Here is a 19,942-nt window from a genome sequence, read left to right on the forward strand (position 1 = left end):
GCCCGATGCCTAGCCTCCGCCCATCTCCGATCGCGCCGACCGTCGATTTCGACAAGGACGGCGTGCAACATGGTTTCCTGCGCCTGCCCTACAGCCGCGACGACTCGGCCTGGGGTTCGGTGATGATCCCGATCTGCGTCATCCGCAACGGCAAGGGGCCGGCCGCGCTGCTCACCGGCGGCAACCATGGCGACGAGTATGAGGGGCCGCTGGCGCTCTACGATCTTGCCCGCACGCTCGATCCCAAACAGGTCAGCGGCACGGTGATCATTGTGCCGGCGATGAACTATCCGGCCTTCCGCGCCGGCACGCGGACGTCGCCGATCGACAAGGGCAATATGAACCGCAGCTTTCCCGGCCGCCCCGACGGCACGGTGACCGAGAAGATCGCCGACTACTTTCAACGCGAACTGCTGCCGCGCGCCGACCTCGTCTTCGATTTCCACTCCGGCGGCAGGACGCTGGATTTCGTGCCCTTCTGTGCCGCGCACACGGTGCCCGACAAGGCACTGGAGCAGAAAGCCTTCGACGCGGTCGCCGCATTCGCGGCTCCGTTCTCCATGCGCATGATCGAGATCGACTCCGTCGGCATGTACGACACGGCGGCGGAGGAAATGGGCAAGGTCTTCGTCAGCACCGAGCTTGGCGGCGGCGGCACCTCGCGCGCACAGACGGTGCGGATTGCGCGGCGCGGCATCAGCAATGTGCTGCGTCATGCCGGCATTGTCGCCGGTGCAGTAGAGAAGAGCCCGACGCAGTGGCTCGACATGCCGTCAGGCGATTGCTTCTCCTTCGCCGAGGACGACGGCATGATCGAAACCATGGTCGATCTCGGCGAGCCTGTGAAAGAAGGCTCGGTGCTGGGGCGCATCCATTCCACCGGCCGCACCGGCATCGCTCCGCAGGAAATCCGGGCAAAAATGTCCGGCATTCTGGCGGCGCGGCATTTCCCCGGCCTGGTCAAAGCCGGTGACTGCGCCGCCGTCCTGGCCGTTGTGGTTTCATCGTGATTTCGCAGAGTACGCCGCGCGAATATCAGTCGGTCTGGATCCAGACCGACTTGGTCTCCAGATACTCGTGCAGATGCTCGATGCCGCCCTCGCGGCCATAACCCGACATCTTCGTGCCGCCGAACGGCACCGCCGGGTCGATGGCATGGTACATGTTGACCCAGACCGAGCCGGCCTTGACGCGGCGCGCAAGCTTGTGCGCGGTGCCCAGATGTGTCGTGAAGATGCCGGCGGCAAGGCCATAGGGCGTCGCATTGGCACGCGCCACCGCTTCGTCGAGCGTGTCGAAGGGCATCGCCGAAATGACCGGGCCGAAAATCTCCTCGCGCGCGATGGTCATCTGGTCCGACACGGCGCCGAAGACCGTCGGCGCAATGAAGTTGCCGCCATCGTAGAGCTCGCCGGTCAGCCGCGAGCCGCCGGCGACCAGTTCGGCGCCTTCGTCGCTGCCGGCCCTGATATAGCCCTCCACCTTGGCTGCCTGCCTGGCATTGATGAGCGGTCCGATTTCCGTCTCTGCCTCGATGCCATGGCCGATCCGCAGTCTGCCGGCGAAATCGGCGAGCCGGCGGACGAACTCGTCATGGATTTCGCGCGCCACGAACAGCCGCGAGCCGGCAATGCAGATCTGGCCCGAATGCACGAACACCGCCATCGCCGCGATCGGAACAGCCTTGTCGATGTCGGCGTCGCGGCAGACGATGATCGGCGACTTGCCGCCGAGTTCCAGCGAAACGCGCTTGAGGTTGGCCACGGCTGCCCGCGCGATGGCCTGGCCGGTCAGCGTCGATCCGGTGAAAACGATCTTGTTGACGTCTGGATGTTCGGCGAGCCGCGCACCGGCTTCGGCCCCGGTGCCGGTGACGACGTTGACGACGCCGTCGGGCACGCCGGCTTCCTGCATCAGTTGCGCGATCAGCAGCGGCGTCAGCGACGCATCCTCGGACGGTTTCAGCACGATGGTGCAGCCTGTCGCCAGCGCCGGCGCGATCTTCCAGATCGAGGCGGCGGTCGGCGCGTTCCAGGGAATGATCGCACCAACGACGCCCACCGGCTCGCGCCGGGTGAAGGTGACGATCTCGCCGGGAATCGAATTGTCGATCGCCTCGCCATGCAGCGCCGTCGCCATGCCCGCATAGAAGCGCAGCATGCCGATGACGCGGCGCCGGTTGGCGAGCGTGCGCGTGATCGGCAGTCCCATATCGAGCGTGTCGGAAACGCTGAGCTCTTCCCAATGCGTCTCGAACAGATCGGCGATCCTGAGCAGCACGCACTGCCGCTCGTAGGGCGAGAATTTGGACCATGGGCCTTCGAAGGCCGCGCGCGCGGCGGCCACCGCCGAGTCGATATCGGCAGCCCCGCCGCGCGGCACTGTCGCCAGCACCTCGCCTGTTGCCGGATTGAGTGCCTGCATGCCCTGGCCGGACTGCGCCGCGACCCACCTGCCGCCAATGAACATCGGTCGGAATTCGCCATGGTACAACGCCGTGGCCTTCGCCTTCGGGTCGAAGTTCAGCGTCATCTTTTCCTCCTCGCAATTCCGTGGCGACTATTACTCCCGCCGCCGGCCTCAAACAAACAAGGAAAGCTAAAGGGCGCTCAGATAATCAGGTTGTGCGCGTGACTTCCGATCACGTGAGCCGCTAGAGCGTGATCCAGAAAGTGGGAAACGGTTTTCGGAAAAGATCATGCTTCGACAAACGGCATCTAGAAAATCACCGGCATCTAGAAAAAAATCATCGCGAGTTGTCGGAGCGCGTCGCTGAAAGCTCAACGAGGCAAGCCGATCATTGCCCACGGCGACCGCGATGCCGGCATTGCAGACGAGAGCGCAATCAGGCAGTCGCCAGCCGCCACCCAGCGCTCACCCGTGGCCGGATCGATCGTGGCCGTTCCAGCCGGCTTCACCGTGACAGAGGTTTCGCGCGCCGCTTCGCTGCAATCGCTGTTGGATGACTGCACGCGGAAGCAAGATCGGTCGAGCGGCCTCGCGACTTGCAAACATTGACAGATTGAGCCGCAACCGACGGTGCCTGGCATCGATCGAGCACGCCGGTCCGTCACTCCGGAAGGCCGGCCTTTCGGAAGCCATCGACGAAATGGTCGAGCGTGGCCGTGTCGCGGAACGGCTCCGTCTCGACCCAGTGGCGGGTGGTGAAATGTGGGTTCGCGACAAGGAACAGGTCGACCTCGGCGCGCGCCTCATCGATCCGGCCGAGTTGCGCAAGGCTTGCCGCAAGGAAACGGCGCGAGCTTGTCCGATACGTCTCGTCCCGGCGCGTCGTCTCGACCGCGGCTTCATAGTCGCGCGCCGCATATTGCGCCTGGCCGAGCGTCAGGTAGTACCAGCTTGCCGGAAACGGGTTCAGCCGGAACGCCTTGCTGATATAGTCGAGGCCGTCCTCGACGCGCCCGGCCAGGACCGCGATGTCGGACAATGTCGCCCAGGCATCGGCCTCGTTCGGGTCGAGTTCGAACGCCTTGGCAAATCCCACATCCGCTTCGTCGAATCTGCGCTCATAGGCAAGCAGGTTAGCAAGCACCCAGTGGCAGCCGGCATCGTTGGGATCGATCGCCACAGCCTTGCGCGCCAGTTCCAGGGCAAGGCCGCGGGCAGGCTCAATGGGCTCTCCCCAATGCACCCATCCCATCCAGTGGTTCATGGCAAGCCAGCGATAGGCTTCGGCATAGTCCGGATCGAGCGCAAGCGCGCGCGTCAGCAACAGATGCGCTTCGCGCGCCGTCTCCGGCGAGACGTCGATCAGGTTGCGGGCTCGCACGCACAGATCGTAGGCCTCGAGATTTCGGGGCCGGTTGCGCGGCAGCGGCGCGCGCAGCCGGCCAAGCAGCGCCTCGACGATCTTGGCCGTCACCTCGTCCTGAACGGCAAAAATATCTTCCAGGCCGCGATCGAAGCGGTCTGCCCACAAATGCTCGCCGCTCAGCGCGTCGACCAGCTGGGCGTTGATGCGCACGCGCCCGGCGGCGCGTCTGGCGCTGCCCTCCAAGAGATAGCGCACGCCAAGTTCCCTGGCGACCTCGCGCACATCCACCGCCTTGCCCTTGTAGGCAAAGGTCGAGTTGCGCGCGATGACGAACAGGCCGCCAATCCTCGACAGGTCGGTGATCAGGTCTTCGGTCAACCCGTCGGCGAAGGCTTCCTGCTCGGGGTCGTTGCTGAAATTGGCAAAGGGCAGCACGGCTATCGACGGTTTGGCGGGCAGCGGCAAAGCCTGTCGCTTCTCGTCGCCGAGCTGTTCGATGGCGCCGGTGAAGCGATAGCCGACGCGCGGAACGGTCGATATCCATTCTCCGCCGTTCGTGGCCGGACCCAGCAGCTTGCGCAATTGCGCAATCTGGACGGTGAGGTTGCCTTCCTCAACGGCGGTGCCTGGCCATGCCGCATCCATCAACTCGGCCTTGGCCACGATCTCGCCGGGCCGGGCGACGAGCGCCGCCAGCAGCTGCAGTCCGCGGTGGCCGGCGGCTACGGGAACTTGGTCCCGAAGGAGCGTTCCCGCACCCGGATCAAGCACGAACGGACCAAAGGCAAAGCGCGATCCCTGCATAACGCGCATCTATAGAGCGATTCCAGGAAAGGTGTGAAGGCGGTTTTCCCACGGGAAAGCGCGGCGGAGCGCTTCACGGACGTATGGCGTCAAAACAAAGAGTTGAGCACCTCGCCGTTTCCATGAAACGGCGAGGTGCTCTAGCCGGTTTGGAACTTTTGAGAACTATTTGGCCGGGCTTAATTACGGCGCCGTCCGCATGCGGCAGAGTTCAACCTCTTGCAAGCCGAGGGCTGTCGCTCCTCAAACCGAATGGAGGTTGCCATGAACGATACCCTTGCTTCTGCTCGTGCAGCCTTGCCGGAAAAGGCGGTGTCATCGGGCCGGCGTCCGACGGGCCCGCGGGGCATGATCGCGGCCTGGCGCGAGCGGATACGCTTTCGCTGGGACCTCAAGCAGATGGCGGAGGCCAATCCGCACCTGATCGACGATATCGGTCTGACCAGACGCCAGCTCGAGGCCGAAATCGTCAAACGCTTCTGGCAAGTGTGAGCTGATGTCGCGGATAAGACCCGCCCGCCTGTTTGGGCGTACCGCGGCGTTTTGCCGGCATTTGCACTTGCCGGAACGTGCCGATCCTGCTTCGAAGTCGGCATGAGCGCCGAAGACGCGACGTCACCGCCGGAGAACCACATCGAATGGGCCGCGATGGCCGGCATCATCGCGACAGTTACGGTGTTCGCCATAGCACAGGGGCTGACGTATCCGCTGCTCAGCTTCATCCTGGAACGGCAAGGGACGACACCGGGCCTCATCGGCCTCTCGGCCGCGATGACGCCTCTGGGTTTCATTATATCGTCGCTCTTCACGCCGGCGCTGGTCCGGCGGGTGGGCGCGGCGCGCTTTGCGGTTGTGTGTTCGATCCTGGCAGCAACCGTCCTGATCGCGATTGCCTGGACGCAGGATGTATGGGCCTGGATGCCGTTGCGCTTCCTGCTCGGCTTCTTTGCCAATCCGCTTTACGTGATCAGTGAAACCTGGCTGGTCTCGATCACACCCGCCGCACGCCGAGGCCGCATCATGGGCCTATACTCCTCCATCGTTTCCGCCGGCTTTGGCCTCGGCCCGCTGTCGCTAGGCTTGGTCGGCACGCAAGGATGGCCACCCTTCATCATCGGCAGCGCGGCCTTCCTTGTCTGCGGCCTGATCGTGCTTGCCGTCGCGCCACGCCTGCCCGACATGCCGCGTGAGGGCGAAGCGGTGTCGGTCGGCGGCTTCTTCGCGCTGGCGCCGCTGCTCTTGTTCGCAGTCTTCACGGCTGCCGCCTTCGAGCAAGTCCTGCTTTCGCTGTTCGCGGTCTATGGTGCCGCGCTCGGCAGCACTGAGCAGCGCATCGCTTCGCTCATCACCTGTTTCATCGCCGGCAATGCCGTGCTGCAGGTCGTGCTTGGGCGCGCCGCCGAACGGTTTGGCTCGAAGCCGATGATGCTGTTCTGTGTCCTGGCTTGCCTGGCCGGTTGTTTGCTGTTGCCGTTGCTCTTCGCTACATGGCTTGTCTGGCCGCTCTTCTTCGTCTGGGGCGGGGTCTCGTTCGGGATCTACACGCTGTCGCTGATCCAGCTCGGCGAGCGTTTCACCGGTCAAGCCTTGATCGCCGGCAATGCCGCCTTCGCGTTCGTATGGGGGGTAGGCGGCATCGTCGGCTCACCCGTGGCCGGGCTGGCGATGCAACTGACCGGACATCAGGGACTGCCATTGTCGCTTGGCCTGCTGTGCTGCGTGCTGGTGGTGTTTCTGCTGGCGGAGTTACGGCGGGTTGACCGCGTTCAGGCGTAAGGCGTGCCTGCCATTGCGGCCTTCAGGCCGATGCTGCCCTTGTCGACAATAGCGAGAAAGGCCGGACCCGCCTCGTCGCCGTCCTGGGTTTCTCGAAGCGTCCGATCCGCCTCGATGAACGCCACGGCCGCCAGGCGGGTGTCGGGGTCTGCAGCTTACGCCCGCCGCCTTCGGATAGTGCCACCATTAGGATATCCCAGCTCGTCGCGTTCGCTCTCGCTCGCGCCGACGCCGGCCCAGTCCGGACCAGCAATGTCTTCAGCTGCCATGTCTTCAAACCTCGATGTCAGGCGAAAACGCGGCCGCCGTAGAAACTCGGCGGCCGCCAATGGCGACGCTATATTCGCCCGAGAACAACCAGAATGATCACGATGATCAGCACCAGCCCGAGGCCACCGCCGCCATAGTAACCAGTGCCGTAGAACGGGCCGCCGCCGAGGCCGCTGAAGCCGCCGAGCAACGCGATGATCAGGATGATAATAAGAATGGTACCCAGGCCCATATGCCGTCTCCTTCGCTGCCGCGCCGTTCACGGCGCGGCTCGAAGAACTAAACTCCCAGCAAGCCTTCCTGTTCCCCGGCGATTTTCATCCGACGGCTAAGGAACGAAAGCCATCATGACGGCGTTTGCTGAGGTTCAGGCGCAAGCTGCGCGTGCCATCGCGCGCGCTGGGCGGCGCGTAGAATTCAGAATTTAGGCGGGATCGCCCTCAAGGCGACCGGCGGCTCGTCCACCCGAACGCGCCGGCAGGCGTGACGCCGGGCTTACGCTGGAAGGCGAGATGAAACGTGTCGGCATCTGAAAGCCGAATTGGTCGACGACGAGTTTTGGCCCCGCACCATTTCCAGTCGAGCCGAACCGGCAGCAGCTCACGTCGCCTTGCCGGCCGGCGCGCCTATGTCTTCCTCGGCAATATCGTCGAACGATGCGTAGTTCATGTTGTAGAGCCTGGCATAGAGGCCCTTGGCCGCCATCAGCTGCTCGTGGTTGCCGCTTTCGACGATCTCGCCGTTCTGTAGAACGATGATGCGATCGGCGCCGCGTATGGTCGCCAGCCGGTGCGCGATGACCAGCCCGGTGCGGCCTTCCAGCAGCGTGACCAGCGCTTTCTGGATCAGCATCTCGGTGTAGGAATCGATGCTCGCCGTGGCCTCGTCGAGCACCAGGATTTTCGCATCGGCGACCAGTGCGCGTGCAAAACTGATCAGCTGACGCTGGCCGAGCGAGAGATTGCCGCCGCGCTGTTCGAGCTCGGTGTCGTAGCCATCGGGCAGATGCTCGATGAAGTCGTGCGCGCCGACGGCCTGCGCCGCGCGCACCACCTCCTCGCGGGTAGCCGATGTCTTGTGGTAGCGGATGTTCTCCAGCACCGTGCCGGAAAACAGGAATGGCTCCTGCAACACCATCGCCACCTGGTCGCCGAGCGAATCCTGCGTCACGTCGCGCACGTCGTGGCCGCCGACCCGCACCTCGCCCGACCAGACATCATAGAAGCGGTGCACCAGCGCCATGCAGCTCGACTTGCCCGAACCGGTCGGGCCGACAAGCGCAACCGTCTCGCCCGGATTGACGCGGAAGGAGATGTTTTTCAGCACCGGCTGGTTCTGCCGGTAGCCGAAGGTGACGTTCCTGAACTCGACCGAACCGTCCATGTCGCGCGTCAGCGCCACCGCGCCTTGTTTGTCGCTAACGTCGACCGGCACGTCCAGCACTTCGGAGATGCGTTGGCCCGACGCCATGGCGCGCTGCATGACACTGTACTGCATGGTGAGCGAGCGGATCGGGTCGAAGAAGCGCTGGATGTAGAACAGGAACGCCACCATGACGCCGATGTCGAGGCTGTGCGACAGCACCATCGAACCGCCGACGACGATGACCGTCGCCATCGCAATGCCGGTCAGCGTGTCGACGATCGGCACCATCACCTGCGCATATTTGGCCGAGGTCAGGTGAGCCCTGAGATTGGCCAGCACCTTCTCGTCATAGAGGTCGAAATTGACGTGCTGGCGTTCGAGACTCTGCACAGTGCGCACGCCATGGATGCCTTCCGCCAGCGCCCCATTGGCAATCGAATTGGTTTCGTGCGCGGCCATGAAGGCGACCTTGGCGCGCGGCAGCCAGAACAGGCGCACGATGAACAGCGCCGGCATGGTCGACAGCGTCAACAGGCCGAGACGAAAATCGAGCCACAAAAGCACGCTGACAATGCCGAAAAGAAGCACGATGTCGCCCACCGACATGACCGATGTCTCGAGGAATTCCTGCATCGAATTGACGTCGCCCTGCAGGCGCGACATCAGCCGGCCCACCTCGGTCTTGTCCATGAAGCTCAGCGAGACGCGCTGCAGATGGCTGAACATGGCGCGGCGCAAATCCGACAGCACATTCTCGGCCACCTTGCCGACGACGCTTTCCTGGATATAGCTGGCGGCATAGTTGATCAGGATGATCAGGGCGAAGGCACCGATCGCCCAGTTCATGACGGAGCTGTCGGCCTTGCCCGCCGCCATGCCGTGGTCGATGGCGTAACGGATGACCAGCGGGATCGCCAATTGCGTCAGAGTGAACACCAAAACGGCGGCGACCGAGATGAAGATCCGGCCCTGATACGGTCTCACGAAGCTCCAGATGCGGCGCACGATGCGCGGATCGTAGACCTTGCCGAAGACCTCTTCCTCGTCGCGGTGCGAACCGACGACGGCCCTTGTGGGCCGCCGGCTGGTGTCTTCCTTCTGGTCGTCGTTCTGTGTCGACATCATGCGGCTCCCACCGCCACCGGCAAATCGTCGTCCGGCCGCAGCTGCAGGTCGTAAAGCGCGCGGTAGCGTCCACCCAGCGCCAACAATTCCTGGTGCGTGCCGCGCTCGGAGATGCGGCCATTCTCGACGAACAGGATCTGGTCGGCATGCATCAGCGAGCTCAGCCGGTGCGAGATGATCAGCGTCACGCGGTCCTTGGCGAAGCGCTTCATCGCGGTGCGGATTCGCTGCTCGGTGCCGGCGTCGACAGCCGCGGTGGAATCGTCGAAGACCAGCACCGAAGGCCGCAGCATCAGGGTGCGGGCGATGGTCAGGCGCTGCCGCTGGCCGCCGGAAAGCGATGAGCCGCGCTCGCCCACGACCGTGGTGTAGCCGGCCGGAAGCCCGATGATGTAATTGTGCAACTGGGCGTATTCAGCCGCCTGCCCGATGCGGGTCTCGCGCGCCCAGGGATTTCCATAGGCGATGTTGTTTTCGATCGAGGTGGTGAACAGGAAGGCGTCCTGCTGCACGACGCCGACCGCCTTGCGCAACGATTGCAGCGTGACCTCGCGTATATCCTGCCCGTCGATGGTGATCGCGCCTGACGTCACATCGTAGAAGCGCGGGATCAGATGCGCGATGGTCGACTTGCCGCTGCCAGGCGGGCCGACAATGCCGACGGTCTCGCCGGACCTGGCCTCGAAGGAAATGCCCGACAGCGCCGGCCGGCCGCCGGCGCCCGCGTAGCGGAAGCCGACATTGTCGAAGCGCAGCAAGCCTTCGGTGACCACGAGATCCTTGGCATCAGGCGCATCCTCGATGTCAAGTTCGGCGTCAAGCAGTTCGAACAGCCTTGTGCCGCAGGTCGAGGCGCGGGCGAACGAGTTGACCATCAGCCCGAGCTGGCGCACCGGCATCTGCAGGATGGTCATGAAGGTGAGGAACTGCGCCAGCGTGCCTACGCTGATCTGGCCCGCGATCACCTTCTGGCCACCGAACCACAGCACCAGGCCCATGGCCGCCAGGAAGGAAAAATTCATGGCGCTGGTGTTAGAGACGCGGATGTCGACGCGCTGGTCGGCAAGCTCCAGCGCCGACTTCTTGGCGCGGTCGAATTTTTCCAGCTCATGCCGCTGCGCCGCAAAGGCGCGCACGACGCGGATTCCGCCGAGGTTCTCGTCCATCACCCGGCTCAGCACTGACAGCCGCTCCTGCAGCGTCAGCCAGGTGCTGCGCAGCCTGAGCTGTGTGACCGAGGAGCGCCAGGCGACGAACGGCACGAAACTCAGACTGAGCAGCCCGAGCTCGAGATCGGTGCTGATCAGGAGATAGGAGCCGACGCCGATCAGCACGCCGAGCAGCACCACGCGCAATATGCCGGTGGAAAAGAACATGCGCACGCCGTCGAGGTCGAGCAGGCCAAGCGTAATCAGGTCGCCGGTATGCACCCGGTCATGGAAGGAGAAGCTCAGCCGCTGGATCTTCTCGTAGAAGGCCAGGCGCAGCTCATAGCCGGTGCGGTGGCCAACGGCCTCGCCATAATAATTCTGCGCCATGGTGAAGAGGCCGCGCAGAATGCTGACGACGAGCAAGGTGATCGCCGTCGTCCACAGCGCCTGCTCAGCCGCCGCGCCGCCGCCTCCAGCCATCACGCCTTGCGCCTGGTCGATGGCGTGGCCGAGCAGGCGCGGGATGAACAGCTGCAGCGTCGCGGCGATGAAAGTCGAGGCGATGGTGATCGCAACTTGCCAAGGATGGCGCAGCGTCATGCGCACGATGCGCAGCAGCGTGCTGAGGCCCTTGCCCCAGGACGCCTCCGCCACATGGGCAAACGATTTGCCGCGCTTCGCCGCGCCGCTGGTTGCGTCCATTGCCAAGGAAAATATCCAATCCGGTCCGGACATTAGCCCAGACGAATGAAGAAGACTCAGTTTCAGATGCCGCGATGGTACGCCTCCATTTTGACCGTTCAAGGGCCAATGGCGGTATCGCACTGTGCCTGGAAGGGGCTGATCGTCCGCGGCTGCCTAAGCCCGAGTCGGCGTTAGAAGCGGCTGGTCGTCACTTTAGGCCGATTGAAAAGATGCGAGCATGCACCAGCCACCATCATGCCCGACCTCGACCAATATGGTCCGCCGCGGGACCGAGCGCAGTGAGCAGCGCCTTGCCGCTTTCCAGCGTCGCATTCTCATGCGGCGCGCGCAGGTTGAGCCAGCGTTTGTCGCCGGAGCGCACCGCCAGCACGGCCTTCATTGCCGGGATCAGGCCTGCATCCTGGATCACCTTGCGGAACGCCCTGATCGCGGCGTCCGCTTCCGTGACGTCTTGGCCAGCGATCGTCGCGTCGTAGAGGGCGCGGATGGCCGCAGCGTTGAGATTGACGGTCGCGGAGATACAGCCCGCAGCACCACTGGCGAGCCCCTTGGTCAGTTGCGCCTCCGAGCTGGGGAACACCGCGACGTCGGGTGCGGCGGCAATCACCGCCGCCGTGTTGTTCCAGTCGCCGGCGCTATCCTTGTAGGCGACGACCGTCTCTGGAAACGCCGCGCTCAACCGGGCGGTCAGGGCAGGGCTTACCGGCACGCCGGAGTTCTGCGGGATGTGGTAGAGGATCATCTTCAGCGCCGGGTTGGCCACCCTTTCGATCAGCTCGCTGTAGTAGCGCGCCTGGCCATCGTCCCCGGCGGCCGTGTAGAAGAACGATGGCAGCACCATCACGGCGGCGCAGCCGAGGCCGACCGCGTGCTTCGACAGTTCGACGGTTTCGGGCAATGCGGTGACGCCGGTGCCGGGCATCATGCGCCCCGGCGAAATGCCTGATGCAACCAGCCATTCCAGCGCCTGCATGCGCTCGTCGAGCGAGAGCGACAGTGCCTCGCCCGTGGTGCCGAACGGCGACAGGAAATCCGCGCCCTGGCCCAGCACCCATTTGGCGTGTGAGATCCACAGGTCGCGAGCGATACGGCCATCGTTTTCGAACGGTGTCAGGATCGGGGCGATGGTACCTTGCGGGCGGGGCATGTCGGTCCTTCCATCGGTGCTGGAAATCAGCTTGGCATAGAGCATACGTACGATGCGATCTGCCAGAGGCGATCTCTTGGGCCACCGCGCCGGCCGTGGGAAAACTTGCGGGTCATTGCCGCGAAATTCTGGCCCTTCGGTCTGCCGCAACCAGATGACGCCGGCGTCAATGGGTTGCAAATGGACCGGGGTTGCAAATGGACCAGGGTTGCAAATGGACCAGCCAAGCCCGAAATGTCGAACAGAGACAGATCCGGAAACGGCATGCACCCACGATTGCTCAAGACCTTCCTCGCCGTGGCGCGGCACCGTAATATCACCCGCGCAGCGCGGGAGGTTCATCTGGCGCAGTCGAGCGTCAGCGACCAGATCCAGTCGCTGGAAAGCGAACTTGGCGTCGTCCTCTTCATCCGCTCGCGCCACGGCCTCGACCTGACGACGGCCGGCGACGCGCTGAAACCCTATGCGGAAGAGATTCTGCAACTGGCGGAGGAGGCGCGTATTGCCGTCGAGGCAACGACGGGAATGACCGCCGGAACGGTTACGGTCGGCGCGCTGGAGACGATTGCCACTGTCAAACTTCCGCAATGGCTGGCGGCCTTTCGAGGCGACCACCCGGAGATCGGTCTGCGGCTCAAAATCGCCGGCAGCGATGCCCTGCTGCGGCAGCTCGAAGAAGGCGAGATCGACGTCGCCTTCTGTTTCGACAAGGGCGGTCTGGATGAACGCCTGGCCCGGCGCACGATATCGGCCGAGCCGCTGGTCCTTGTCGCCTCACCCGAACATGCGCCCGCATCGGGGCAGAGCGACCTGGCCGCGCTCGCCGCGATGCGTTTCGTGGTGACGGAAACCGGATGCGTCTACCGGCATCTGTTCGACACTGCCTTTGCCGAGATGGCAGCGCCAGAACTTGCCGCCGAAGTCGGCAGCATCGGCGCCATTGCGGGCCTGGTGGCGACTGGTGTCGGCATGGGCCTGGTGCCGCGGCTGGCCGTTGCCGACGCGCTCGATCGCGGCGAGATCGTCGAATTGTCGTGGCCGGGTCCGGCCCGCACGGCGTCGCTGGTCATGATCTGGCGCCGCCGGCGGGTTCAGCCGCCGGCGCTGAAACTGCTGGCGGCCGCGGCCAGGAATTTCGCTGCGCTCAGATCAGCCGGTGACCGCCCTCGACATGCAGAACCGTCCCTGTCGTAAAACCGTTGCCCATCAGAAAGGCGATGGCATCGGCAATGTCGTCCGGCTGTCCGACGCGGCCGACCGGCAGGCGCCTGGCCATTGCATCGAGCGTCTCGTCCTTCTTGTCGCCGGCCACAAAACTCCAGATCGGCGTGTCGACCCAGCCCGGCGAGACGGCGTTGACACGGACCGGCGCCAGCTCGACCGCCAGCGCCCGCACCAACCCTTCCAGCGCAGCGTTGACAGCGGCAACGACCGAGCCGCGCGCCTCCGGCCGGTAGGCGGCAATGCCTGAGGTGAAGGTGATGGAGCCGTTGGCCGAAAGCTGCGGCGCGCCATGCTTGGCGAGCAGCAGCGGCCCGTAGAATTTGCTTTCGACGACCCGCTGCGCCGCCTTCAGGTCGACTGAAGGCAATAGCTCATAGGCGCCTTCGATGTCGGCGGCGGTGCTGACAATATGGTCGAGCCGGCCAATTCGCTTGAACAGGTCAGCGACTTGATCCTCCCTGGCGATATCGGCCGCGACGGCGCTCAAAGCGGAAGGGTTCTGCAGCGCCTCGCCGGCACGCTTGAGCCTGGCTTCACTGCGGCTGACGATGATGACTTCGGCGCCTGAGTCCAGGCACCGCCTTGCCAACGCCAGCCCCATTCCGGAGCTGCCGCCAATGATAGCGATTTTCGATTTTGCGATGTCTGCCATGTTTCCGTTCCTGTCCTGAACCGCTCCGGCGAGAGTCGCAGACCGGCGGCAGGAGTGGAAACGGAAGAAAGCGATAGTGCCATCGGAGGCTCCGATGGCACTATCGTCGATAGGAACCGACGCGGGCCGCTCCGTCGAGTGCCCCTGTCAATGAAGTGCGCTCAGTAGCCGACCGTAAAGCGCTGCTTGATATGCGCCGGCTTTTCGATCTCGTCGGCCATGACGATGGCGTAGTCCTCGAAGGAAATGCTGCTGCCCTTGTCGGACGTCAGCAGCGTGTCCTTGCCGATGCGGTATTTGCCGGTCCGCTCGCCGGCGACGAACAGCGCCGAAGGCGACAGCAAGGTCCAGTCGAGATCGTCGACCGTCCGCAGCGTGTCGAGGAAGTCGGCGCCCTTCTGCGCCTCGGCCTTGTAGATATCAGGGAAGGTCGGCGTGTCGACCAGGCGCTTGCCGGGCGCAACCTCAAGGCTGCCGGCGCCGCCAACGACGAGGTAGCGTTTGACGCCGGAAGCACGCACGGCTGCGATGAGCGTATCGGGATCGCTGTCGAGGAAATGCACCGAGGAGATCACCGCGTCATGACCCTTGATCAGGGCGGCAAGGCCATCCTTGTCGAAGACGTCGCCCTTCTTGGCAGTCACGCCCGGAAGTGCCGCGATCTTGTCTGGATGCCGGGCAATGGCGGTGATGCTGTGCCCGCGATCGGAGAGTTCCTTAAGCAGGCGCGAGCCGACCTGGCCGGACGCGCCGATAAGTGCGATTTTCATGGGGATTTTCCTTTCGCTGGGGAGAATTTCGTCTGGGGAGAATTTCTGGGACTACGCCGCCTCGATGTGAGCGACGAGATTGTCGTAGCTGCCGAACAGCGCGTTGGCGCCGATCAGGCGCGGCGCCGTTTGGCCGATCACCGCCAGCGCGGGAACGCCATTGGCATGCAGCCGTTGGAACAACATCCGCCCGCGGCTGACCAGGTCGTGATGCTTCGCCAGAAACGGCTGCGTCGGCGCTTTCAAGAGCTTTGCCGCGTCGCTCATGCCGGCGTCGGTCAGTACCGCGGCGACGCCGTCAACTGTCACAATATCGCGGCCGTCGACATAGCGCGCATGCTGGATCGCCTTCAGTGCCGCAAGTTCCTTGCGCCAGTCGTCCAGTCCGGCGGCGTTGATGCCCATGGTGGCAGCGGAAGAATCGAGCAAGGTGCCGCTGACATTGAGCACATTGTCGAGATAGGCCTGGCTGAAGCGCTGTCCGCTCAGCCGTGCGATGCGCTGGTCATTGTCCCAGGCATGGGCGGCGAAGCCTGCATCCAGCGGCCGCGCGCCGGCACCGGAGAAAAGCCCCACCGGCAGCAGTTCGAGCGCGGTCCCGGCGGCCAGTCGATCCAGCATCGGCGTGGCGCCATAGCACCAACCGCAGAGCGGGTCGAAAAGATAGGTTAGGGTTACATTGGTCATGGCGGCCTCATTCTGTTGCCCGATAGATGACAGCTGGACGGCTTGCGAAAAATAGCGATCAATCATACAAACTGTCTGATAAAATCGGACAATGAGCGGCCTGTGACCGAACTCCTCAATCTCAACCGGCTCGTCTACTTCGCCACCGTGGTGGAGACCGGCTCGTTCACGGCCGCTGCCGACCGTCTCGATGTTGCCAAGGCTGTGGTCAGCCATCAGGTCGGCAAGCTCGAAGAAGAGCTTGGCGCTACGCTGTTGCGGCGCACGACCCGGCGCGTGACGGCGACCGAAGAGGGTCGTCTGTTCTATGACCGGACCGCGATCATCCTGCGCGAGGCGGAGGCAGCCTATGGCGACATTTCGCAGCGAGCGGCGCAGCCGACGGGGACGCTGCGGCTGACGGCGCCGCTCGATTATGGCGAGAAGGTGGTGGCGCCGACCATCGCCGCCTACATCAGAAAATACCCGAAAATGCGGGTCGAGACGATCTTCGACGATGCGGTCAGCAACCTGGTCGACGAGCAGATCGATCTTGGCATCCGCGTCGGCTGGCTTGCCGATTCCAGCAATCTGGCGCGGCGGCTGGGCAGCCTGCAGCAATTCGTCGTCGCCAGCCCGGAACTGGCCGCCAGGCTGCCTGGGGAAGCCAGCCCCAGGCAGGCGAAGTCGCTGCCCTGGGTCGGCAACGCCCAGTTGCGCGGGGTCGGCCAATGGCTGTTCTCGAGGGGCACGGAAACGGTGCTGGCCGAACTCAACCCCGTCGTCAGCTGCGACAAGACACCAGGCGTGCTGTCCTGCGTGCTGGCCGGCATCGGCCTCGGCATCTTTCCGGATTACAGTGTCGCCGACGACATTGCGCGCGGCCGGCTGGTGCGGGTGTTCGCGGACTGGACCTTGCCGTCCGGTGGCATCCATGCCGTCTTCCCGCCGGCGCGCTTCAGGCCGGCCAAGGTGCGCGCTTTCGTCGACCTCTTGGTTGCAGCCGAACGGCGGCGCGCGCGCAGTGCCGTTACAGGCTGATTTCGCTGGCTATGGTAATCAGGGAACCTTTGTTCGGCCCACGCTTTTGAATATGCTGCGATTCCGAACCGTCAGAAGGGTATTGCCGATGACCATCAAGATCCTCGCGATCTCCGCCCTTGTTCTCGCGCTTGGCTGCAGCCTGTCTACCGCAGCGCTCGCCAAGGAGAAGAAGCACCGCCATCGCCAGCCGGAACCGGAGCAACGCTACGTTCCCGCCCATCGCGACCTCGTCTATGCCCTGTTCGGCGGCCCGCGCTACTATGACAAGATGCTGATCACCACGGCGGCCGGCCCGTGCTCTTACGACCGGGTCGGGCCGGACGCGAATGCGCTGAACAAGGTCAACGATCACCATTGCGGAAAGTAGATTGGTCCCAACGGCGGGGTTGTCCTGCGTCGCAGGTTTTACCGGATGACGGCCGCCGCGAACTTGAGAGAGACAGTCGATGACCGCTGATGAGAAATGGTCTCCGTCCGAAAAGAAAGTCGCCCCGCACTGCCTATGACGCAGCGCTGAAGGTGGCGCTCGATAAGACGCTGGCTGAACTCAAGAGCAGGGCCCACGTTGCGGCAACGCCTTCCGAAATGTGGGATGTCGAAGACTTCTGCTGCAGCAGCGACGGAAGATGGACCAGATGTTCGACTATCGCTATTCACAGCTAATACAGGTCTTCGCCAATCTCATCCGGCAAGGCTATCTCGAGGAGAATCTCCTTGTTGGCTTGTCGGAAGACAAGCGGCAAACGATCCGAAAATACGCCAGCTGGAATCGCGAAGGGTAGGGGTCCTCTTCGGGGACCTTGGCGCTGCATTCAAACTGGACCATTCACCATCTTCGCGCGCGCCGCGCAGCTCGAGTTCAGCCATGGCGTGCCTCCGTGGCATCGGGGGTCGCGCCTCTGTCCTTGTCGTCCTGCGCCATCGCCAGCGGCGCACCGCCTTCCCACAGGATCAGGCTGGCGGCGCCGATCAGCCCGGCGCGGTCGCCGAGTTCAGCCTGCACGATCGGCACGTCGCGATAGGCCGGCATCGCCCGCTGCTGGATGACCGCTCTGATCGACGGTGCCAGAAGGTCGAACCCGTTGGAAAGGCCGCCTCCCATGACAATCAGATCGGGCGAATAGAGATGAAGCAGGTTGGTGAAGCCGATGCCCAGCCATTGTGCTTCCGCCTCGATCAGGTCGAGAGCGTTGGCGTCGCCGGCCTTGGCAGCCTCTACGACATGCCTGGCCGAGACGTCGCCATCATTTGACAGCCGTCGTAAGAGCGAGCCGTCGCCCGGCGCGGTCAGTCGCGTGGCGCGGCGGCCGAGCGCGGTTCCGGAGGCAACGGCCTCGAAGCAGCCGATGGCGCCGCAAAAGCAGCGGTCGCCTTCACCGGTGATGGTCATGTGGCCGATCTCGGCCGCCAGTCCGCGCCTGCCGTGATAGATGTGGCCATCGGCGACGACGCCGCCGCCAATGCCGGTCGATACGGTCACGAACACCAGCGATCCGCTGCCGCGTCCGGCGCCAAAACGCCATTCGCCGAGCGCCGCCGCATTGGCGTCGTTTTCCAGCCGCACCGGCAGGCCGAAATGCCGCCCCAGAATGTCGATCAGCGGCACATCATGCCAGCCGGCCAGCGTTGGCGGCGCAATGACGATCCCCGCCTTGGGGTCGAGTGGCCCCGGCGCACCGACGCCGATGCCGGCGACCTTTGCCTGCGGGTGTTCCCTAAGCAGCGTGCCTGCCAAAGCGACGATCTGGCTGATCACCGCCTCCGATCCCGCACCGGCAAGCGTCGACGCTGAAGCATGAGCGACGATACGGCCATCGCTTTCGACCAGCGCACCGCGCAGCGCCGTGCCGCCGAGATCGAAGGCCAGCGCAAGCTTGGTCATCAGGCGGCGACCTCCAGCCCGTGCAGCCAGGCCATGCGCCGGGCAAGGTCGGGATCGCCGAAGGCCAGCGAGCCCAGCACCACGGTCTCCGCACCTGCGGCGCGCAGTAAGGGCACGGTCTCGTGGCGGATGCCGCCATCGGCGGCGAGCACGATGTCGGCCTCGCGGCCGGCTTTGCGCATCAGCGCGCGGGCCTCGATCAGGCGCGGACACGCCTGCTCCGACAGGCTCTGGCCCTTGACGCCGATGGAAGTGCCGAGCAGCGTCATAAACGCCACTTCCGGCAGGAAGGGCGTGACGGCCGCGACCGGTGTTTCCAGCCGCAGCACCACGCCGGCCTCGGCCCCGAGTTCACGCGCCACTTTCACGGCGCGCAGACCGGTCTCGCCGTTTTCGGCGTGCACACTGATCAGGTCGGCGCCGGCCTCGATGAACTGGCGCGTCTGTTCCTCGACGATCTCGGCTTCGACCATCAAATGGACATGGATAGGCTTTGCGGTGAGCTTGGCGATGCGCGCCACCAGGTCCGGGAAGAACAGGAAGCCAGGGGTGAATCGGGCGTCGGCGACGTCGATATGATGAACATCGACATGGGTCTCGATGCGCTTCAAATCGCGCTCCATATTGGCGAGGTCGGCCGACCACAGCGAAAACTCGCCGATAAGCCGGTTGCGCGGCAGAGCGGCAATTGCGGCGGGGCCGGACAGGGGCTTGTTCGTCGTCATCGTCTCAGGCTCCGTAGCCGCGCATTGTCTGGCGGTTGGTTTTGACGGCGCCGGCAGGGTCGGCGGCAGCCGTTTCGGATTCTTCCTCCAGCACCAGCCAGCCGTTGAAATTGGGTGCAGCACCAGCGATCTCGATCACCTTCGCCGTGTCACAGACGCCCTTGCCGAGCATCGCCCAGGTTCCATACGCGTCGACATCCTTCAGATGCAAATAGCGGATGCGGTCGCGATAAGTGGTGAGCGTATCCGCCATGTCCTGGCCACCGCGCGAGATGTGGCCGGTGTCGGGCACCCAGCCCACCAGCGAGGCGTCGAGCAGCCCGAAGATGCGGTCGTAGTCGGCGCGGTCGAACAGCAGCGTATTGTGATGCGAGCTTGGATGCACCGCGACCTGGACGCCGGCCTCGCGCCCGAGCTCGCCGGCTTTGTTGTAGACCTCGGCGGCGATGGCAAACTTGCCGTCGCGCGGCCCGTCGGAAACGATCGTGGCCGAGCCCATCGACACCAGCGCGCCGGGAAAGGCGGCGGCGAAGTCGATCCAGCGTTTGGCGGTCTCGAGGTCGGCGCCGATCTCATCCCTGAGCGTGAAACCGCTCTTCGAGCCGAAGGCGAAGGAGACGAGCGTCAGTCCGGATGATTTCAGCGCGGCCGCGAACTCCGCCGGCTTTTCGGCATAGCGGCCGATCATCGTGTCGGTGATCTCGATGCCGGCATAGCCGCCATCGGCGATCGCCTTGAGCAGATCGTCCGGGCCGCCGGCGAAGCGGTCCCCGAGCATTTCCCAGGTAAAGGTCTGGCAGCCGACTTTCAGGTCTTTCACGGTCATCCTTTCATTCCTTGATTCCACCTCCGTTCGAGGGA

20 protein-coding genes are annotated in these 19,942 nt (G+C 64.3%); 7 read left to right on the plus strand and 13 right to left on the minus strand.

Going from position 1 to position 19,942, the window contains the following annotated elements:
- Positions 1 to 5 precede the first annotated feature (5 nt).
- A complete protein-coding gene (doeB, locus tag X757_RS151135; protein WP_023667881.1) occupies positions 6 to 1,010 on the plus strand; it encodes a N(2)-acetyl-L-2,4-diaminobutanoate deacetylase DoeB in 1,005 nt (334 codons plus the stop codon).
- 25 nt (positions 1,011 to 1,035) lie between these two features.
- Here doeB and X757_RS151130 read toward each other — a convergent pair whose 3' ends face one another.
- Together X757_RS151130 and X757_RS151125 are read right to left on the minus strand one after the other, a co-directional pair.
- Entirely contained in the window at positions 1,036 to 2,532 is a 1,497-nt protein-coding gene (locus tag X757_RS151130; RefSeq protein WP_023726293.1) for an aldehyde dehydrogenase, read from the minus strand.
- Positions 2,533 to 3,070: 538 nt separating this feature from the next.
- On the minus strand, positions 3,071 to 4,588 hold the full coding sequence (locus tag X757_RS151125) for a winged helix-turn-helix domain-containing protein (protein WP_023726294.1): 1,518 nt from the start codon (positions 4,586 to 4,588) through the stop codon (positions 3,071 to 3,073).
- A gap of 255 nt (positions 4,589 to 4,843) precedes the next feature.
- Here X757_RS151125 and X757_RS151120 point away from each other — a divergent pair, with 255 nt between their 5' ends.
- Both X757_RS151120 and X757_RS151115 read left to right on the plus strand, forming a co-directional pair.
- Positions 4,844 to 5,071 (plus strand): DUF1127 domain-containing protein, encoded by a 228-nt coding sequence (locus X757_RS151120; RefSeq protein ID WP_023735668.1) that lies wholly within the window; start codon positions 4,844 to 4,846, stop codon positions 5,069 to 5,071.
- A gap of 102 nt (positions 5,072 to 5,173) precedes the next feature.
- On the plus strand, positions 5,174 to 6,355 hold the full coding sequence (locus X757_RS151115; RefSeq protein ID WP_023726295.1) for an MFS transporter: 1,182 nt from the start codon (positions 5,174 to 5,176) through the stop codon (positions 6,353 to 6,355).
- Here X757_RS151115 and X757_RS1000000169405 read toward each other — a convergent pair.
- From X757_RS1000000169405 to X757_RS151100, 5 genes are all read right to left on the minus strand, one after another.
- Complete coding sequence (locus X757_RS1000000169405) at positions 6,346 to 6,480, minus strand: hypothetical protein (RefSeq protein ID WP_023682661.1); 135 nt, start codon at positions 6,478 to 6,480, stop codon at positions 6,346 to 6,348. The genes X757_RS151115 and X757_RS1000000169405 overlap by 10 nt on opposite strands.
- Before the next feature lie 212 nt (positions 6,481 to 6,692).
- Complete coding sequence (locus tag X757_RS1000000166545; RefSeq protein WP_023667887.1) at positions 6,693 to 6,857, minus strand: DUF3309 family protein; 165 nt, start codon at positions 6,855 to 6,857, stop codon at positions 6,693 to 6,695.
- A gap of 368 nt (positions 6,858 to 7,225) precedes the next feature.
- The gene (locus tag X757_RS151110; RefSeq protein ID WP_023726296.1) at positions 7,226 to 9,112 is read right to left on the minus strand and encodes an ABC transporter ATP-binding protein; all 1,887 of its coding nucleotides are present in this window, start codon (positions 9,110 to 9,112) and stop codon (positions 7,226 to 7,228) included.
- On the minus strand, positions 9,112 to 10,968 hold the full coding sequence (locus tag X757_RS151105) for an ABC transporter ATP-binding protein (protein WP_023726297.1): 1,857 nt from the start codon (positions 10,966 to 10,968) through the stop codon (positions 9,112 to 9,114). The genes X757_RS151110 and X757_RS151105 overlap by 1 nt, the downstream gene beginning before the upstream one ends.
- Before the next feature lie 235 nt (positions 10,969 to 11,203).
- Positions 11,204 to 12,118: a dihydrodipicolinate synthase family protein gene (locus tag X757_RS151100; protein WP_031251292.1), complete on the minus strand. Its 915-nt coding sequence runs from the start codon at positions 12,116 to 12,118 to the stop codon at positions 11,204 to 11,206.
- A gap of 264 nt (positions 12,119 to 12,382) precedes the next feature.
- Here X757_RS151100 and X757_RS151095 point away from each other — a divergent pair, with 264 nt between their 5' ends.
- A complete protein-coding gene (locus X757_RS151095) occupies positions 12,383 to 13,312 on the plus strand; it encodes a LysR family transcriptional regulator (protein ID WP_031251294.1) in 930 nt (309 codons plus the stop codon).
- Here X757_RS151095 and X757_RS151090 read toward each other — a convergent pair.
- From X757_RS151090 to X757_RS151080, 3 genes are all read right to left on the minus strand, one after another.
- Positions 13,263 to 13,994, minus strand: coding sequence for an SDR family oxidoreductase (locus X757_RS151090; RefSeq protein WP_023726300.1), 732 nt, complete (start codon positions 13,992 to 13,994; stop codon positions 13,263 to 13,265). The two genes, X757_RS151095 and X757_RS151090, sit on opposite strands and share 50 nt — an antisense overlap.
- Positions 13,995 to 14,155: 161 nt before the next feature.
- Positions 14,156 to 14,764, minus strand: a complete 609-nt coding sequence (locus X757_RS151085; protein ID WP_023667893.1) for an NAD(P)-dependent oxidoreductase — start codon at positions 14,762 to 14,764, stop codon at positions 14,156 to 14,158.
- A 51-nt stretch (positions 14,765 to 14,815) separates the two neighbouring features.
- On the minus strand, positions 14,816 to 15,451 hold the full coding sequence (locus tag X757_RS151080; RefSeq protein ID WP_031251296.1) for a DsbA family protein: 636 nt from the start codon (positions 15,449 to 15,451) through the stop codon (positions 14,816 to 14,818).
- Between the two features lie 102 nt (positions 15,452 to 15,553).
- On the opposite strand from X757_RS151080, the gene X757_RS151075 reads away from it, so the two are divergent.
- The 3 genes from X757_RS151075 (at position 15,554) to X757_RS1000000168935 (ending at position 17,256) form a co-directional block, all read left to right on the plus strand.
- A complete protein-coding gene (locus X757_RS151075) occupies positions 15,554 to 16,471 on the plus strand; it encodes a LysR substrate-binding domain-containing protein (RefSeq protein WP_023726302.1) in 918 nt (305 codons plus the stop codon).
- Between the two features lie 88 nt (positions 16,472 to 16,559).
- On the plus strand, positions 16,560 to 16,841 hold the full coding sequence (locus tag X757_RS151070) for a hypothetical protein (RefSeq protein WP_023726303.1): 282 nt from the start codon (positions 16,560 to 16,562) through the stop codon (positions 16,839 to 16,841).
- A gap of 220 nt (positions 16,842 to 17,061) precedes the next feature.
- Positions 17,062 to 17,256 carry a hypothetical protein gene (locus X757_RS1000000168935; RefSeq protein ID WP_280940380.1) on the plus strand — a complete coding sequence of 65 codons (195 nt, stop codon included), beginning with the start codon at positions 17,062 to 17,064 and terminating at the stop codon, positions 17,254 to 17,256.
- Positions 17,257 to 17,333: 77 nt separating this feature from the next.
- Here the strand turns inward: X757_RS1000000168935 and X757_RS151065 are convergent, their stop codons facing one another.
- From X757_RS151065 to X757_RS151055, 3 genes are read right to left on the minus strand one after another with little or no spacing between them, the layout of a single operon-like run.
- Positions 17,334 to 18,356, minus strand: a complete 1,023-nt coding sequence (locus X757_RS151065; protein ID WP_023726305.1) for an ROK family protein — start codon at positions 18,354 to 18,356, stop codon at positions 17,334 to 17,336.
- Positions 18,356 to 19,081, minus strand: coding sequence for a ribulose-phosphate 3-epimerase (locus X757_RS151060; RefSeq protein WP_023726306.1), 726 nt, complete (start codon positions 19,079 to 19,081; stop codon positions 18,356 to 18,358). Before X757_RS151060 ends, X757_RS151065 begins: the two co-directional genes overlap by 1 nt.
- Before the next feature lie 4 nt (positions 19,082 to 19,085).
- Positions 19,086 to 19,907 carry a sugar phosphate isomerase/epimerase gene (locus X757_RS151055; RefSeq protein ID WP_023726307.1) on the minus strand — a complete coding sequence of 274 codons (822 nt, stop codon included), beginning with the start codon at positions 19,905 to 19,907 and terminating at the stop codon, positions 19,086 to 19,088.
- Between the last annotated feature and the right edge of the window lie 35 nt (positions 19,908 to 19,942).

The sequence above is a fragment of the Mesorhizobium sp. LSHC412B00 genome (genome assembly GCF_000503035.1).
Classification (GTDB): Bacteria; Pseudomonadota; Alphaproteobacteria; order Rhizobiales; family Rhizobiaceae; genus Mesorhizobium.